This is a genomic window from Rhizobium sp. P32RR-XVIII, assembly GCF_012641395.1.
GTDB lineage: Bacteria > Pseudomonadota > Alphaproteobacteria > Rhizobiales > Rhizobiaceae > Rhizobium.
In genome coordinates this window covers 488,109-504,935 of record NZ_JABAIH010000001.1, presented here as the reverse complement: position 1 = coordinate 504,935, position 16,827 = coordinate 488,109, and the positions used below count along the sequence as shown (strand labels likewise).

Sequence of the window (16,827 nt, the reverse complement as noted above, 5' to 3'; positions counted from 1 at the left end):
CTACATAGACCTGTCTCCATCCCCTGACCGGCAGGTTTTCCACATGATCCCCTTTTCCATCCTCGACCTTTCGCCCGTAGCCGACGGCACGACCATCAGCCAATCCTTTGCGGGCTCGGCGCGCATGGCGCAAAAGGCGGAGGAGTACGGCTACAAGCGTTTCTGGCTGGCGGAGCATCATGGCATGCCGGGCATAGCGAGTGCCGCGACCGCGGTCGTCATCGGCCATGTCGGTGCGGCGACCAAGCGCATCCGCATCGGTTCGGGGGGCATCATGCTGCCGAACCACTCGCCGCTGGTGATCGCCGAACAGTTCGGCACGTTGGCGGCGCTTTTCCCGGGCCGCGTCGATCTCGGCCTCGGACGCGCGCCGGGCACGGATATGCGAACCGCGCAAGCGCTCCGCCGCAATCTGGAAGCCGGCGCTCACAGCTTTCCGAACGATGTCGTCGAACTGCAGCAGTTGCTAGGGCCGCCCGCGGAGAACCAGGCGATCCTTGCCGTTCCCGGCAACAATTCGCATGTGCCGATCTGGCTTCTCGGCTCCAGTCTCTATAGCGCGCAGCTCGCGGCGATGCTCGGTCTGCCCTATGCCTTCGCCTCGCATTTCGCTCCAGACATGCTGTTCGATGCCATCGATATCTACCGCAGCAAGTTCCAGCCCTCCGCATCGCTCGACCAGCCTTATGTGATGGTCGGCGTCATGGGTTCCGTCGCTCCGACGGACGAGGAGGCGCAATACCACTTCACGTCCGCGCAACAGCAATTCGTCAACCTGCGCCGCAATGTCCGCGGTCCATTCCCGCGGCCGGTCGAGGACATGGAAAGCTTCTGGTCGCCGATGGAGAAGCTCAACGTCGAGCATACGTTGCGTTATGCGGTTGTCGGTTCGCCGGAGACTGCAGACGCCAAGCTCACCGGGTTCCTAAAGGAGACCGGAGCGGACGAGCTAATCATCTCCATGCCGATCCACGACATCGAGGCGCGGCTGAAATCCGTCGAGCTGTTTGCGGGACTGGGCAATTTCATGGGTGTTGCGGCCTAGAGTCAGAGCCTCGCTAGCGCGCAAACTTCTTTGCGCCGGCGACGCAGGCAACGACGGCCAGCGTGACCCCGAACATGCCCACGCTGACCTTCTCATGGAGGACCACAGCCGCCAGCGCGAGGCTGAAGAATGGCTGCAGCAGCTGGAGCTGCCCGACGGCTGCAATGCCGCCGAGCGCCAGGCCGCGATACCAGAATATGAAGCCGATCAGCATGCTGAAGAGCGAGACATAAGCGAGGCCGATCCAGGATGTGCTTCCGGCATCCGGGAAGGTGGGCGGCATGGCAACGAACGACAGCACGAGCATGATCGGCAGCGAAAGAACCAGCGCCCAGGAAATCACCTGCCAGCCGCCCAGCTTGCGCGACAGCCTGCCGCCTTCGGCATATCCCAGCCCGCAGGCGATGATTGCCGCCAGCATCAGCAGATCGCCGACTGAGGATGCGGCTTCCGCATGCATCAACGCGAAGCCCGCGACCAGGGCGCTGCCGAGACCGGAGAACAGCCAGAAGACCGGTTTGGGGCGCTCCCCGCCGCGAAGGACGCCGAAGATGGCCGTCGCCAGCGGCAGCAGACCGATGAAAACCGTCGAATGAGCTGAGGTAACATGCTTCAGCGCAAATGCGGTGAGCAGCGGAAAGCCGATGACGACGCCGAGCGCTACCACCGCTAGCGAGAGAAGATCGGCACGCGCGGGACGTTTTTCGCGGAAGGCCAACAGCAGACAGAAGGCAAGCATGCCGGCAATGGCGGCGCGGGCGACGGTGAGGAACAGCGGATCGAAATTCGCGACCGCAACGCGCGTCGCCGGAAGCGAGCCGCTGAAGATCAGCACTCCGAGAAAACCGTTGATCCAGCCACCTGCTACCCTGTCCATCATAATGCTCCTTGTCTGAGGCTGCTATGAAGCAAGGAGCGTGGCGTCGCCAGCGACAATGCTGTACAGTTTCGACAAACTGTTATGGATACGGAAGCAATACAGATGGAGCAGACGGCGACGAATCCCGCGGGCGGCAAGCGTATCACCCTGGTAATGGCAGAGATCCGCGGCCGCATTTCCAGCCGCGGGCTGGTGCCCGGATCACGGCTGCCTTCGGTGCGCGCCTTCGCCAAGACCATGCATGTTTCCGCCTCGACCGTCGTGGAGGCCTATGAGCGGTTGGCCGCCGAGGGCCTCATCCGCTCGCGGCCGGGTTCCGGCTTCTACGTTTCGAGCCCGCTCGCACCGCTGGCGCTCTCCGAAATCGGGCCGAAGCTCGACCGGGCGATCGATCCCTTATGGGTCTATCGTCAATCATTGGAAGACGGCCCTGAATTGCTGAAGCCCGGATGCGGCTGGCTGCCGCCAAGCTGGATGCCGGAAGCGGGCATACGCAAGGCCCTTCGCACGGTTTCACGCGCCGATGACCGCGTGCTCTCGGACTACGGTACGCCGCTCGGCCTGCCGCCGCTCAGGCAGCTTCTCTCCCGCCGCATGGGCGAGCGCGGCATATCCGCAGCACCGGACCAGATCATACTGACGGAATCCGGCACGCAGGCAATCGACCTTTTGTGCCGCTTCCTGATCGAGCCCGGCGACGCCGTTCTGGTGGACGACCCTTGCTATTTCAACTTCCATGCGCTGCTGCGCGCTCACAGGGCCAATGCCATCGCCGTTCCGATGACACCGGTCGGACCAGATATCGAGGCATTCGGGAGGGCGATCGACGAGCACCGGCCGCGGCTCTACATCACCAATTCCGCGATTCATAACCCGACAGGCGCGACGTGTTCGCCCGTCGTGGCACACCGGCTGCTGAAACTTGCAGAGCGCGCAAATATGACAATCATCGAGGACGATATCTTCGCCGATCTCGAGCATGAGCCGGCCCCTCGCCTCGCCGCATTCGACGGGCTGGAGCGGGTCGTCCATATCGGCAGCTTCTCGAAAACGCTCTCTGCCTCGGTGCGTTGCGGCTTCATCGCGGCGAGGCCGGACTGGATCGAGGCGCTCTCCGATCTCAAGATTGCGACAAGCATCGCCGCCGGGCGGCTCTCGTCCGAATTGATCCTGCTGCTGTTGAAGGACGGCAGCTATCGCAAGCATTTGGATGCGCTGCGCGTCCGGCTTTCGCAAGCCATGGACGAGACGGCTCAGCGATTGGGTTCGCTCGGCATCATGCCTTGGATACGGCCACAGGCGGGCATGTTTCTCTGGTGCCGGTTGCCCGGCGGAATCGATGCCGCAGATGTTGCGCGGGCCTGCCTCGCCGATAACATCGTTCTTGCGCCCGGCAACGCCTTCAGCGTGTCGCAGACCGCCAGTGGTTTCCTGCGGTTCAACGTCGCCCAGTCGGATGATCCGCGGATATTCCGAGCGCTGGAGCGAGCGCTGAACCACGCCGCGAGAGCTTAGCGCGCGGTACAAAGGCAATCGGTGGTGAACCGCAAGGCAGCGTTTGCTTCTTCGGGCAAACACGCTACATTTCGCTGGCTAACCGAAGAGCGAGCCCTGGGAGGAGCGATTTCATGAGACGGATGTGGCCCGAGGAGTTCAATTCCATTCTGAGCGGCGCGGAGGAAGTGACGCTGGAACTACCGGCGGCCGTGCACGAGGACGGCTCGCGGAGCGAACCGGTCAGCAGGCGGGCTCTGAAAGTCCGTATTCCGATGGAAGACTATGAGCGCATCTGGCCATTGGCGGAAGCCCGCTACCGGCTCGGCGGCAAATTCGCGGGCAACGCGATCACGCTGATCACCACCAATCCGCACTATCATGCCTGGCATCCTGCAGATGGCGGCAATATCGAGAACACCTCGGATAGCGGCAGGCACTACACGACGAACTACATCGTCGTGCATTTCCTGCTTGATGATGTGCGGGAAACCGCGGCGGCCTGACGGCGCTGCCGTTTACGCTTCGTCCAGAGCGAGCGCAAGGTCGGCGATCAGATCGTCCGGATGTTCGATGCCGATCGACAAGCGGATGGTCGACTCCAGAACGCCGATGCGCTCACGCACATCAGCCGGAACACCTGAATGGGTCATCGCGGCCGGATGGCTCGCAAGTGATTCCGTTCCGCCGAGGCTGACCGCCAGCTTGAAGATCTTCAGCGCGTTCAGGAACCTGAACGAAGCCGGCTGGCCGCCCTTGATATCGAAAGAGAACGTGGAACCAGCACCCGTGCACTGCGCGGCGAAGGTCCGCCCGACCGGCGAATCCGGATCGTGGTAGGGCAGATAGTGGATGGTTTCGACCTTGGGGTGATCGCGGAGAAAATCGGCGACGGCGCGCGCATTGCTGTTTGCCCGCTCCATGCGCAGTTGCAGCGTCTCCAGCGAACGTCCGAGCATCCAGCAGGAATGAGGGTCGAGCTGCGTGCCGATAGAGCCGCGGAGTGCCTTCACTTGTTTGATAACCGCTTTCGGACCCAGGACGGCGCCGGCGATCAAGTCCGAATGGCCCCCGACATATTTGGTCAGTGAATACAGCGAAATATCCGCGCCGTGTTCGATCGGACGCTGGAAGACCGGACCGAGCAGCGTGTTGTCGCAGACGATGATCGGGGTGTGGCCCTGTCTTTCGCCAATCGCATTGGCAACACGCCGTATCAAGGCAACGTCAACGAGACTGTTCGTGGGGTTGGCGGGCGTTTCGATGAGGATGACCGAGACTCGACCTCTCTGCATAGCCTCCTCGGCCGCTGCCTGGACCGACGCCTCGCTGACGCCGTCATGAAAACCGACGGCGGCAACCCCGAAGTTCAAGAAGGTCTTCGCCAGCAGCGTCTCGGTGCCGCCATAGAGCGGCTGCGAATGGAGAATCGTATCGCCGGGCCGGACGAAGGCGAGCAACGTGGTTGAGATCGCCGACATGCCGGAGGAGAACAGCGCGCCGCTTTCGGTCCGCTCATAAACCGCGAGCCTGTCTTCGACGATCTCGCTGTTGGGATGGTTGAACCGCGAATAGACGAGACCGGCGCCCTTGCCTGCCGGCGGCTCCTTACGGCCCGAGACGTAGTCGAAGAAATCACGGCCATCTTCGGCGGTATTGAAGACGAAAGTAGAGGTGAGGAACACCGGCGGCTTGACCGCTCCTTCTGAAAGCTCCGGATCATAGCCGTAGTTCAGCATTTGCGTTTCGGGGTGCAGCGCGTGATTGCCGATATGGGTTCTCGAAGGATGCGGCGCGGTCATGACGGTCTCCTCGGCCGATGGAATGGAGCTAAAGCAGCAGATCATAGCAAATGCGGAAGTTCATTCCTGATATTTGGCGCAGCAGGATATCTTTGGAAGCGACTTCCTCCACAGTGCGAGACTCGGGCACAGAAAATTGACCGGAGACGGAGCTGTGATGATGAGCCCTCCCGGTGAGCGACACGAGCGTGTCATCAGAACCATCGCGTTCAACAGCGGCGCATCCGGCCCAAAGTGCATCGCGGCTTACCCAAACGTTAAAAAATTCCCACTGAAGTTAACGGGATATTTACCACGTATCGTAAAAAGTGCGCAGTGAGCAGTGGTGATCCGCATTCCTTTTTCCAGTCTCGCGTTTACTCGGAGTGCCGCTACGCCGTTCAGGTTGAGGAAAGCCTCATAAACTATCCTCTAATGAACGGTCTCTCAAGCCAATGGCCTTGGCCCTGACGAGGGCTCGAGCAGACGAAGCGAGCAGGAAAATGAACGGATCGCGACCAAACACTCCCCGGCATTCCGACAGGGCGTCGCTCGATGCGCTGAACCGCACGATCGAAGGGCTTGAGGCACGCATCGAAGGGCTGATGGGCAACGGCACCCACGAGCCAAGGCAGCGGGTAGTTGCACCTGAGCGCGAAAGCCACACCAGATCCTATGAGCCGCGACCGGCATATCCGCGGGCAGAAACCCGGCCCGATCCGCTTGCAGAAATCCGCGAGCGCCAGCGCGCACTCAACGCCGGTCGTGAACGCGCAATCGCCGAACGCCCAACCTACCGAGACCCGGCACCGGCAGCGCGTACGCCAGCCCCGCAAGTCGCGCAGGCACATGCCCCCTCGCCCGATACCATGACCGAGATCGCCCAGGCGCTGGTGAACCTGCGCCAGGACCTGAAGCGCGACATTTCCGACGGCGTGGCGCGCGAGATGAATGCGCTGCGCGCAGAACTGCGCGAAATCAAGACGAGCGCGCACGACCGGCATTTTGCCGACGACATCCGCGAGGACATGGGCCGGCTGGCGCAGAGCATCGACCAGCTTTCCAGCCGCTCGACCGGCCCGGAGGCCACAGGGCTTCGCAACGAATTCGAAGAACTGCGTTCCCTGATGGACGGGCTTGCCCGCGAAGAGTCCGTGCGGCACATGGAAAGCCGCTGGGACGGTTTTGAGAACCAGCTACATGCGCTGGATACGGCAAGCCTGCAGGAAGAACTCGTGTCGCTCGCCTACCGGCTCGACGACATCAAGCGTCATCTCGGCGGCATGGGCGAGAGCCCGGCGGTGCGCGCGCTCGAAGACAAGCTGCTCTCGATCGCGACCGCGATGGAACAGTTCGGCAACATGATTCAGCCGTACGACCGCGCCATGTCCGAGCAGTTTGCCGCCATGGATGGGCGGCTTGACGAAATCAGCCGGGCGATTGCGGCAAGCGGCCGCACCGCCGCAAGCGGCGATCCGGCGCTGATGCATCGCCTCGAAGGCCGGCTGAACGCGCTGGCAGAGCAGATCGACATGGTGGGCCGCCAGGCGGAAAGCCGCAGCCAGCCGGCCGATGGGCTTGCCGACCGGCTGGAAATGCTGACCCGGCGCGTCGAAGAACTGGCCAATACCAAAGCGACGGCGCGGCTCGACGAACGCCTCGAGCAGCTATCCTTCATGCTCGAGCGCGCCCAGAAGACGGCTCCCCAGGCAGACCTCAACCGCACGCTTGCGGATATTTCCCGCAAGATCGAGGCGCTGGAAAGCGGTTCGGTCAATGACGCGCTGGCGGAGCGGCTGGACTATCTCGCGCGCCGCATCGACGAGATGGAAGTACAGCCCGCGCCGGCCGTAATTGCCGATGACAGTGCGTTCCGCCGCATCGAGGGCCGCCTCAGCGACATTGCTGCGCGCCTGGAGGAAAGTACGGCTGCACCGCCCACCGATCCGCTGGCTCTCAGAAACCTCGAAGACCAGATCGCCAACCTCTCTGCGCTGATGAGCTCGCCCCGCGCAGGCGGCGACAGCATTCCGCTGGAGTTCGACCGCCGCATGGGCGCAATCGAAGACTACATGGCGACCAGCGACGAATACATCATCGAGGCTGCACGCCAGGCGGCAGAAGCCGTTGTCGAGGCTTATTCGCGCAATGGCGGCATCCAGGCTGCGCCAGCCGCTGATATGGCCGCCTTGAACGCGCTGGCCGAGGACCTGCGCCATCTGGAAGACCTGAGCCGCAGCAGCGAAGAACGCACGCACAAGACATTCCAGGCGCTGCACGAGACGCTGGTCCAGATCGCCGAGCGCCTGGACGATATGGAAACCCGGAACAAGCCGGCGCGACGCATGCCGCTTGCCGAGGCCGATTTCGAGATCGATCCGTATGCACTCGTGCCGGCCGGCACCGAGGAAACGCAAAAGCATGCTTCGCTCGGAAAGATGGGGGCTTCTCCGGCCCTGCATGCGGTGGAAACCGCAAGTGCCCCTGTGGCTTCCGCGCATCTTGCGCCTTCCGCCGAGACAAGCGCGATTGCGATCGAAGCCGCGACCAAACCGGTGCCGGCGGCAGTGCCGTCGAAGGGCAGCCTGCTTTCGGCACTCGGCAAGCGACTGATTCCAGGCAAGAAGGCGGTCCAAGCCAATGCCTTGGAGCGGGCGGTCATCGATCCCGCGCCCTCGATAGATCCTGTCGATCTGATGCCCAGCGACGAAGCATCGAACGAATTGCTGGAACCCGGCTCGGGCGCGCCGGACGTCAAGAAGATTCTGGAGCGCGTGCGCGCCAGCCAGGCTGCGGCCCGGAACAACCCCAAGCCTGCCGCCGAAAATGAGCGCGCCGACTACATCGCCGCCGCCCGCCGCGCGGCTCAAGCGGCCGCGATGGAATCCGACCCCAAGGCAACGCTGACAAAGGCCGAGAAGAAGACGCAGAAACCTGCCGGCTCCAGCGCTTTTGCCCGCTTCCGCAGGCCGATTCTGCTTGCTGTCGGCGCCGTGCTCCTGGCGATCATGGCCTTCCCGCTCGCTCGCACGCTGACGAGCGGCGAGCAGGCTCCGCCGGCGGAAGTCGCGGTGCTTTCAGATGCCGCGCAGAACCCCGTTGCCGCCGATAGCTCCGCCATGCCGGTGGACGACGCCGAGGGACCGGTAGCAGGCAGCCCGGCAGAATCGACAGAGCCCGAGACAGCCGCCCCACCAGCTGCCGACATGACACAGGCGGGCGCGTCCGAAAACCGGCAGGCTGCACCCTCCGAGCACCTGACCGACGCTGCGCCGCTTGGCGGCGAAGGCGCTTCGACGCTGACGCCGGGAGCGCCACCGCAGGATGCGGCCGCGTTCGCGCCCAAGAATGTTCCGACGTCGCTCGACGCCGCGCCTGCAGCGCCTTCGATTTCCGTGCCGGACGCCGTCCAGCCGCAGTCGCTTGCCGATGCCGCCCGCGGCGGCGACCCGCTCGCGCTCTTCGAGATCGGCGCTCGTTACACCGAAGGCCGCAATGGCCTGCCAGCCGACCAAGCTCAAGCCGCAAACTGGTATCAGCTTGCAGCCGACAGGGGCTTTGCGCCGGCACAGTACCGGCTCGGCAGCATGTACGAGAAGGGCACCGGCGTCGCGCGCGATATCGGCAAGGCCAGGGCCTTCTACGAGCAGGCCGCCAGCCAGGGCAACGCCAGCGCCATGCACAATCTGGCGGTTCTCTACGCCTCCGGCGCGCTCGGGCAGCAGGACTACGCGGCGGCGGCAAGCTGGTTCACCAAGGCCGCCGATCTCGGCATCACCGACAGCCAGTTCAACCTGGCGATCCTTTTCGCCCGGGGCAACGGCGTCACACAGGACCTCGGCGAAAGCTACAAGTGGTTCGCGATCGCTGCCCAGGGCGGCGACAAGGACGCAGCAGCCAAGCGCGACGAGGTGGCGAAAGCCATGAAGTCGGCCGATCTTGAGAAGGCCCGCGCTACGACGAGCGCCTGGAAGCCGCAGCCGCTCGACAACAAGGCGAACGGCATTGAAATCCCGGACGCCTGGACAGGTAACGGCACCAAAACCTCGACCGTCGACATGAAAAAGGCGATCCGCAACATCCAGGCGATCCTGAACAACAACGGCTTCGACGCAGGCACACCTGACGGCGAGATGGGCGCCAAGACGATCGCTGCGATCAAGAGCTTTCAGCAATCGATCGGCAAGGACCCCACTGGCAAGATCAATGACGACACGGTGAGGGCGCTGCTCGAACGCAACACCAAGCCTACGACGAAGGCTTGAGAACTCCCTGTCTGGATAAGCCCTCACCGCACGGGCAGTGAGGGCTTTCCCGTCTTATGTCCTAAAATCCCATTTCGGCGTGCATATTGCGCTCAGCGCTGTCCTTGTGCATGCCGATATGGCAGACCGTCAACGGTTGTGCACCGCTGTCACAAAATCTGAAAAAAGCCAGATTAATCGGGACTTATCGCTCGCATAATGCGCGGATCGCATGTCGCTTATCGAAAGCCTCTGGCAACGATTTCACCGTATGATGCGCCATTCGAACGGGACGTGAGAAGGCCTGCCCAGGAGGGCAGTTCATAATTCGAGGTCGGCTGTGACAATCTACCTGCCCATCGCAGAATTGTCGGTGAACATCTTCATCATCCTGGGAATGGGTGCGGCCGTCGGCTTCCTCTCCGGCATGTTCGGCGTCGGCGGCGGCTTTCTGATCACGCCGCTTCTCATTTTCTACAACATCCCGCCCGTCGTCGCCGTTGCGACCGGCGCGAACCAGGTGGTCGCCTCCTCGATCTCCGGCGCGATCACCCATTTCAGGCGTGGGACGCTGGACGTGAAGCTCGGGACGGTGCTGCTGATCGGCGGTCTTTCAGGCGCGACGGTCGGCATCTGGATCTTCTCGCTCTTGAGACGGATCGGCCAGCTCGATCTGATCATCTCGCTGCTCTACGTCATCTTCCTTGGCGCCGTCGGCGGGCTCATGCTGCTCGAAAGCATCAATGCCATGCGGCGAGCGGCCAAGAACATCCCGCCGACGCCGCGCCGGCCCGGCCATCATCACTGGGTCCACCGGCTGCCGCTGAAGGTGCGGTTCAAGAAATCGAAGATTTTCCTCAGCGTCATCCCGATCATAGCGCTCGGTTTTGCGATCGGTATCCTGACCTCCATCATGGGCGTCGGCGGCGGCTTCATCATGGTGCCGGCGATGATCTACCTGCTGCGTATTCCGACCAATGTCGTCGTCGGGACGTCGCTCTTCCAGATCATCTTCGTGACGGCCTACACGACCGTCGTCCAGGCCGCGACCAACTTTTCCGTCGATATCGTGCTGGCCTTCATCCTGATGGTGGCCGGCGTCGTCGGCGCGCAATATGGCGTGCGCGTCGGCCAGAAGCTGCGCGGCGAGCAGCTGCGCGCATTGCTCGGGCTGCTCGTTCTCGCCGTCGGCATCAGGCTGGCGATCGCCCTCGTCGTGACGCCGGCAGACGTCTATTCCGTGGTGATGGGAGCGTATTGATGACACGGTTGCGCCTCTGCCTCTTCCTCCTGTTCTGCCTGCTGCTGCCGGGGCTTGCCGCCGCGCAGATGCTGCTGCCGGGGCAGAGTTCGGAAGAAGAGCGCGAAGGCCTGGAAATCGGCACGTCCACCAGCGAGATCGCCATCTCCTCCGATTTTCGGGGCGCGGATCTGACGATCTTCGGGGCGCTGACGAATACCGACAACCTGCTGCTCGCCGTCGGCCAGTATGATGTCGTCGTCGTTCTGGAGGGTCCGCGCGAGAGTGCGACAGTACGCCGGAAGGAGCGCGTCTTCGGTATCTGGATCAACACGGAGTCGATGACCTTTGAAGGCGTCCCGCATTCCTATTCGATGTCGAGCTCACGCTCGCTTGACGACGTGGTGACGCCGCTCGCCCTCGACGATCAAGGGATCGGCATCGATCATATCCCGCTGACGCCCGTCGGTTTCGTCGGAGACGGGAGCACCCTTGGCGAATTCCGCACGGCGTTCCGCCGGCTGCAGCAGGCCGGCGGGCTTTACGAGCGCGACCCGACGGGTGTGCGCTTCGTCAGCTCCAATCTCTTCAAGGCAACTCTTCGTCTGCCCGCCAACATTCCGAATGGCGTGCATACGGTGCGCGCCTATCTCTTCAAGAGCGGCGTGTTCGTGACGCAGAGGTCCGTGCCGTTGCGCGTCATCAAGACCGGCATCGAGCAGACGATCACCGACGCGGCCCATGAACGGCCGGTTCCCTACGGCCTTTTCGCAGTGCTCCTGGCCGTGGTGACCGGCTGGGGCGCGAGTATCGTGTTCCGCAAGGACTGATCAGGCAGACTTCTGCTTTTTCGCGACGACGTCGAGATAGGCCTCGGTCAGACGGCCGAGCACCGACGGCGTTCCGGGCGGAAGTTGCTTGCCGAGATGCTTGGCCCGCAATTCCTCCATGAAATCCTCCCAAAGCTGAGGACCACCGTCTTTCAGGAGCTCGGCTCGAATAGAGAGCTCTTCGGACACCGGCAAATGCCTGCGGCCCCAGGCGCCCATGTGGGCGAAGAGCGGCACGAGATCGATCGCCATTTCAGTGAGGCTGTAGATGGCTTTCTGCTTGTGCGTGGGATCGTCTTCCCTGGTCAGCAAGCCCTTGTCCACCAGGCGGCGCAGGCGATCGGCGAGGATGTTCGAAGCGATGCCTTCCTCTGAGTTCTGCAGAAGCTCGCGGAAGTGGCGCCGGTTGCCAAACATGATGTCGCGGATGATAATCAGGCTCCAGCGGTCGCCGAGTATTTCTAGCGTCAGATTGATCGGGCAGCCGGAGCGGTGAAGGTCGTCCATTTTCATTTTCCAAAAAACCGCTTGCATTTTGCCATCAGTCGACCTAACTTTCAACCAGTTGCTATTTGCAATCAGTTTTGAGGAGGATGAAACATGAGAAAGCTTGTTGTCTGGAATCTGATGACGCTCGACGGCTACTTCGAAGGCACGAAGCCGTGGGACATCGACTTTCACAACCTGGTCTGGGGACCGGAGCTTCAGAAATATGCCGAGGCATTCGGTGAAGAAGGCGACCTGCTCGTCTTCGGCCGCAAGACCTACAAAGGCATGGCCGACTATTGGCCATCGGCCGAAGGCGAAGGGAAGATCAAAGACTACATGAATAATATCGCGAAGATCGCCGTGTCGCGCACGATGAAGGAGCCGGGCTGGAACAATGCCCGCGTCGTCAGCGACCCAGTCAGCGAGCTGAGGAAGCTCAAGCAGCAGGACGGCAAGACGATCTTCATCTTCGGAAGCGCCGAGCTTTCGGATGCCATGCTGAAGGCCGGGCTGGTAGACGAAATCCGCATCTGCCTGGTCCCTGTGATCCTCGGCGGCGGCAACCCGCATTTCAAACCGGCAGCCGCATCCATGCCGATGAAATTGCTCGAGGCGACACCACTCACGACGGGCGCCGTGATCCTGCGGTACGAGCCGGCAACAACCCCGGCCTGATGTCCCATCAAGACCGCGCGGCGGCGGCAATCAGGGCCGCGGCCGCTTCGCCCGCCGTTTCCATGTAAGACGGATCGCGACGCAAGAGCACGACGGCAAAGCCTCCATCAAGCAGGAGCATGATCTGGCGGCCGAGTGTGCGGGCGTCCGGAATGCCGTCCGCCTCCAGAACATGCGTCAGCCAGTCCTCGACCCGCTGCTTGTGAGCAACGCCTGCTTTTATCGCTGGATGGCCCGGCATGCCGGCGAGCTCGGCTGCAGTTCGCAGGAAACCGCAACCCTTCCATTTCGGATGACGCGCAGACTTCGCCAATTGGTCGAAGATCGCCTTGACCTTCGCGTCCACGCTGCCTTCGGCCTCGGCATACCATCGCTGGAATACGGCCAGATTGGGCTGATCACGACCTTCGAGATAGGCGGCAATCAGGTCGTCCTTGCTGTCGAAATGGTAGTACAGCGTGCGTTTTGTGACGCCCGCCTTTTCCGCGACAGCATCGACGCTGACGGCGCGGATGCCCTGCCCGTAAAAAAGCCTGGCGGCAGCGTTGACGATGCGATCTCGGGTCGTTGGGGTCGGCTGTCCCATGACCCAAAGTATACCGACTAGTGAGTGTTGCCAAGCACGCCCGTAGTGTAGAACGGTCCAGTCATTGCAGCGGAATGGACTTGGCACGATGGACGCGAGTGAGGCGGCATATTTATCTGCGCAGGAGGGCGAACGCGTCGAGATCTGCTGCCGCGACGGCGTGCTTCTCGGCGGCCATCTATGGCGCGCAACCGGGGGGAAAAGTTCAGGCAGCGTCGTCGTCAATGCAGCCACCGGCGTACTCGCCGGCTATTATCATCGCTATGCCCGGTTTCTTGCAGGGCACGGCTTCGATGTCCTGACCTACGATTATCGCGGGATCGGCCTGTCTCGCCCCGCTCGCCTCCGCGGCTGTGGTTATCGCTGGCGGGACTGGGGCGAGTTCGACTTCGAAGCAGCGTTGACGTTCATGTACGATCGCGAACCGATGCAGCCGCTCCTGGTCGTGGGCCACAGTATCGGCGGGTTCCTGCCGGCACTTGCGAGGAATGCCGGGCGTATCGACCGGATGCTGACGATCGGCGCGCAATACGGCTATTGGCGGGACTACGCGCATGCGCATCGATGGCGCCTGTTTTGGAAGTGGCACGTCGTCATGCCCGCCATGACGGCGGCATTCGGCTATTTTCCAGGCAGACTGCTCGGCTGGCTGGAAGACCTGCCGGCTGGCGTCGCCAATGAGTGGAGCTTTCGCGGCGCGCGGATGGAGCACAGCCATCCGGCTCCGGAACGGCAAGATGTCATCGCCCGCTTCGATGCGGTTCGTGCGTCCATTCTAGCAATCGGCGTCACCGACGACCCAATCGCGACCTTTTCCGCCGTTCGCCGTGCGCTTGGTTATTACCGGAATGCCGCGGCGGAGCAGGTAATGCTGAAGCCCTACGATCTGGGATTCGACGCCATCGGGCACTTCAGTCTTTTCCACTCGCAGCATGCAGAAGGTTTTTGGCTCGATACGGTGGTGTGGCTGCGGGACGCGGTCAATCCCTGGCCGAAGCATGGCTATCCGGATGCACACGTCCTGCATCGTGACGGACATAACTTCGCCTTTGAATAAAAACCGCTTCTTAAGATTTACGAGTTAGTAATCTCTCGAAAACGAGAGGTTCTGTTTTGCGTACCCGTAGCCTTCTCGCCGTGGTGCTGCTGGCGCTAGTCGCTAGTTGCGCGACGGCACCCCGCCAGACGAGAAACATTTGCGCCGTCTTCGACCAGCGCGACGGCCTCTTCACCAATTGGCAGCGCGCGGCGGCGCAAGCCGAACGAAAATACGGCGTGCCCGTGCCGATCCTCATGGCGACAATGTATGTCGAATCCGGTTTTCAACCGAACGCTCGCCCGCCGCGCACGAAACTCTTCGGCTTCATTCCCTGGACGCGCCCATCGACTGCTTACGGCTATTCGCAAGCGCTCAACGGCACCTGGGGCCACTACCAATCCGAAACCGGCAACTGGGCGGCGAGCCGCGCCAACTTCTCCGACGCCGTGGATTTCATAGGCTGGTATCACTATAGCAACAGCCAGGCGACCGGCATCCCGCTGAACGACGCTTACAGCCTCTATCTAGCCTATTACTCCGGTCCGACGGGATACAAACGCGGCGACTGGCGCTCGAACGCCCAGCTGCAGAAGACGGCGCAGCGTTTCGCTAGCATGGCGACGACCTATCAGCAGCAGCTGCAGCAGTGCGACTGACGAGCGCGTGAGGGGCCTCGCGCATCGGAAGGCCTTCAGAACGGAATGACGTAGTTCATGATGGCGACCTGTCGCAGCAGCACCCTGCGGATGACATGTGCCGCCTTGACATGATCGGTAAAGATCGCCGCGTCGCCCGTGGTGCCGGCCGGCATGCGCGCGGCAAAATCCGCATCATCCAGCCGGATCCTGACAACAAGCGGCGCCGTCTTGATTGCCGTCGGAGAGACGGCGGCCCCGGAAATCTGCACCTGGCCGCTCGCAATCGCCTGGAGAATACTCTCGACCTTTCCGGTATAGACCTTGCCAGGCATGAACTTGAACGTCGCCTCGACCGGCTGGCCCGGCTCGACGTAGCGCGCGTCGATCTGCGGCACCTCGACGCCGATGATCGTATCGGCAGTATCGATGAAGGCCATGACCGGCGATAGCGGTAGGCTCGAGACGCGGGCTCCCGACCGCAAGGCAAGATTGGTGACATATCCGCCGGCAGGCGCGCGCACGACGGTCTTGTCGAGATCCCATTTTGCACTAACGATCTCAGCCTGCAGCTGGTCCACTTCGGCCTGCGCCTGCTCCATATCGAAGGCGCGGCCAGCGCCGGTCCTTTGTAGCCGCGTGGTCTCGTCGAGACGCAGTTTGGCAAGCTGCAGTTGCGCCTCCAGCGCATCGAGTTTCGCCTGGAACGGCACCGGGTCGATCCGGAAGAGGACGTCGCCCGCCTTCAGCCCCGTGTTCGCCTGAACCGGTACATCGATGACCTCGCCAGCAACATTGGGGACGATCGCGACCGAGTTCCGGACCACGAGCGCCGGCCCCTGCGGCGCGCCCCAGTTCATAGGGATGAAAAGGCCGACGAGCAAAAGCAGCAGCACGAGGACCGGCGAGACCTTCCAGAACAGGTTGAAGGGAACGATGCGGAGCTTCACCAGGCAGAAGAGAATGACGAGATAGACATTCAGGAGAACGACGATCACGACACACCCTCCGTCTTCGATGGACGCGGGACATCAACGTAGGCCCAGATCAGCACGATCGGCCAGAGGGCAAAGCCGAGGAGCAGGGTCACCCAGCCGCCGACGGTCACCGCTTGCGCCCAGGGATGGTTTCTCCTCTTGGCGATCATGCCCGGCAGCATAGCGAGAAAGACGATGACGGCGACGGTGCTCAGCACGAGCACGATCAGCACGATCCAGGCAAAGATGTCGATGACACTCATGGCGATCATTTCCTCCCTGCGGCGGGAAGGATGATAGTCCGCACTCAGGCGAAAAACAAATATTCCGAAAGGACTTACTGGTTCCTGAGACCGATGCGCTGCCGCGAAAAAGCCTGCCGAGCGGCAACTGCGCTTACCAGCCATCCGAGCAATAAGTCCGTCCGCCTCAGCAGGTGCGCGATCATCGCCGTCGTGTCGAACAAGCCTTTCATGGCCTTGCGGCCGATGTCGAGGCCGCCGCTCGTGGCGGCGCAAGAAACGAAGAAAATCTAGTAAAAACCATATACAACGTCAGGAAACGAAACAAAATTGGGCTGATTGCCACATAGATACAGTATTGTTTGACAATACATTCTGCACCATGGGATTCTTCTTGAAATAGAATCAGGAGAATAGATGGGCACGGAGCGATACTTATACGATTACAGCTCACACCGGGCTGTCATGTATGAGATTGGCGACTATCTTTATCCGCTCTACGGAAAGAAGGCAGAGCATTGGATCTCCGGCGACTATATTTTCTGTATGAAAACCCAGGCAATTTCGTTCTGGATCCTGGGAAAAGACGTGTACGGCCATCTCGGCCGCGGCGAGCTGACGCGCCAGCCTCTCTACTATTTCGGTGACTAAAGCGAAAACGGCTGGACCA

16 protein-coding genes are annotated in these 16,827 nt (G+C 62.0%); 10 read left to right on the top strand and 6 right to left on the bottom strand.

Annotated features, from left to right (window positions below; genetic code table 11):
• Nucleotides 1-43: 43 nt before the first annotated feature.
• Nucleotides 44-1,045 carry an LLM class flavin-dependent oxidoreductase gene (locus tag HGP14_RS02525; RefSeq protein WP_168828748.1) on the top strand — a complete coding sequence of 334 codons (1,002 nt, stop codon included), beginning with the start codon at nt 44-46 and terminating at the stop codon, nt 1,043-1,045.
• 13 nt (nt 1,046-1,058) lie between these two features.
• Here HGP14_RS02525 and HGP14_RS02520 read toward each other — a convergent pair whose 3' ends face one another.
• Nucleotides 1,059-1,922 (bottom strand): DMT family transporter, encoded by an 864-nt coding sequence (locus tag HGP14_RS02520; protein ID WP_168828265.1) that lies wholly within the window; start codon nt 1,920-1,922, stop codon nt 1,059-1,061.
• Between the two features lie 105 nt (nt 1,923-2,027).
• Between HGP14_RS02520 and HGP14_RS02515 the strand changes: the two genes are divergently transcribed.
• Entirely contained in the window at nt 2,028-3,440 is a 1,413-nt protein-coding gene (locus HGP14_RS02515) for a PLP-dependent aminotransferase family protein (RefSeq protein ID WP_246704341.1), read from the top strand.
• A gap of 113 nt (nt 3,441-3,553) precedes the next feature.
• The gene (locus HGP14_RS02510; protein ID WP_168828263.1) at nt 3,554-3,925 is read left to right on the top strand and encodes a hypothetical protein; all 372 of its coding nucleotides are present in this window, start codon (nt 3,554-3,556) and stop codon (nt 3,923-3,925) included.
• A gap of 12 nt (nt 3,926-3,937) precedes the next feature.
• Here the strand turns inward: HGP14_RS02510 and HGP14_RS02505 are convergent, their stop codons facing one another.
• On the bottom strand, nt 3,938-5,221 hold the full coding sequence (locus tag HGP14_RS02505) for a cystathionine gamma-synthase family protein (RefSeq protein WP_168828262.1): 1,284 nt from the start codon (nt 5,219-5,221) through the stop codon (nt 3,938-3,940).
• Nucleotides 5,222-5,703: 482 nt separating this feature from the next.
• On the opposite strand from HGP14_RS02505, the gene HGP14_RS02500 reads away from it, so the two are divergent.
• The 3 genes from HGP14_RS02500 (at nt 5,704) to HGP14_RS02490 (ending at nt 11,514) form a co-directional block, all read left to right on the top strand.
• The gene (locus tag HGP14_RS02500; RefSeq protein ID WP_168828261.1) at nt 5,704-9,465 is read left to right on the top strand and encodes a peptidoglycan-binding protein; all 3,762 of its coding nucleotides are present in this window, start codon (nt 5,704-5,706) and stop codon (nt 9,463-9,465) included.
• Nucleotides 9,466-9,784: 319 nt separating this feature from the next.
• Entirely contained in the window at nt 9,785-10,705 is a 921-nt protein-coding gene (locus HGP14_RS02495) for a sulfite exporter TauE/SafE family protein (RefSeq protein ID WP_168828260.1), read from the top strand.
• A complete protein-coding gene (locus tag HGP14_RS02490; protein WP_409527056.1) occupies nt 10,705-11,514 on the top strand; it encodes a TIGR02186 family protein in 810 nt (269 codons plus the stop codon). The genes HGP14_RS02495 and HGP14_RS02490 overlap by 1 nt, the downstream gene beginning before the upstream one ends.
• Here the strand turns inward: HGP14_RS02490 and HGP14_RS02485 are convergent, their stop codons facing one another.
• Nucleotides 11,515-12,021, bottom strand: a complete 507-nt coding sequence (locus HGP14_RS02485) for a helix-turn-helix domain-containing protein (protein WP_168828259.1) — start codon at nt 12,019-12,021, stop codon at nt 11,515-11,517.
• A 93-nt stretch (nt 12,022-12,114) separates the two neighbouring features.
• Between HGP14_RS02485 and HGP14_RS02480 the strand changes: the two genes are divergently transcribed.
• Nucleotides 12,115-12,678 (top strand): dihydrofolate reductase family protein, encoded by a 564-nt coding sequence (locus HGP14_RS02480; RefSeq protein ID WP_168828258.1) that lies wholly within the window; start codon nt 12,115-12,117, stop codon nt 12,676-12,678.
• A 7-nt stretch (nt 12,679-12,685) separates the two neighbouring features.
• On the opposite strand, the gene HGP14_RS02475 is transcribed toward HGP14_RS02480, so the two are convergent.
• Nucleotides 12,686-13,264, bottom strand: coding sequence for a TetR/AcrR family transcriptional regulator (locus HGP14_RS02475; RefSeq protein ID WP_168828257.1), 579 nt, complete (start codon nt 13,262-13,264; stop codon nt 12,686-12,688).
• An 88-nt stretch (nt 13,265-13,352) separates the two neighbouring features.
• Between HGP14_RS02475 and HGP14_RS02470 the strand changes: the two genes are divergently transcribed.
• Nucleotides 13,353-14,321, top strand: coding sequence for an alpha/beta fold hydrolase (locus HGP14_RS02470; RefSeq protein ID WP_168828256.1), 969 nt, complete (start codon nt 13,353-13,355; stop codon nt 14,319-14,321).
• A gap of 56 nt (nt 14,322-14,377) precedes the next feature.
• Nucleotides 14,378-14,959: a transglycosylase SLT domain-containing protein gene (locus HGP14_RS02465; RefSeq protein WP_168828255.1), complete on the top strand. Its 582-nt coding sequence runs from the start codon at nt 14,378-14,380 to the stop codon at nt 14,957-14,959.
• Nucleotides 14,960-14,994: 35 nt separating this feature from the next.
• Here HGP14_RS02465 and HGP14_RS02460 read toward each other — a convergent pair whose 3' ends face one another.
• Complete coding sequence (locus HGP14_RS02460) at nt 14,995-15,936, bottom strand: HlyD family secretion protein (RefSeq protein WP_168828254.1); 942 nt, start codon at nt 15,934-15,936, stop codon at nt 14,995-14,997.
• Nucleotides 15,933-16,178, bottom strand: a complete 246-nt coding sequence (locus HGP14_RS02455) for a DUF3302 domain-containing protein (protein ID WP_168828253.1) — start codon at nt 16,176-16,178, stop codon at nt 15,933-15,935. Before HGP14_RS02455 ends, HGP14_RS02460 begins: the two co-directional genes overlap by 4 nt.
• A 396-nt stretch (nt 16,179-16,574) precedes the next feature.
• Here HGP14_RS02455 and HGP14_RS02450 point away from each other — a divergent pair, with 396 nt between their 5' ends.
• Nucleotides 16,575-16,808 (top strand): hypothetical protein, encoded by a 234-nt coding sequence (locus HGP14_RS02450; RefSeq protein ID WP_168828252.1) that lies wholly within the window; start codon nt 16,575-16,577, stop codon nt 16,806-16,808.
• Nucleotides 16,809-16,827 lie beyond the last annotated feature (19 nt).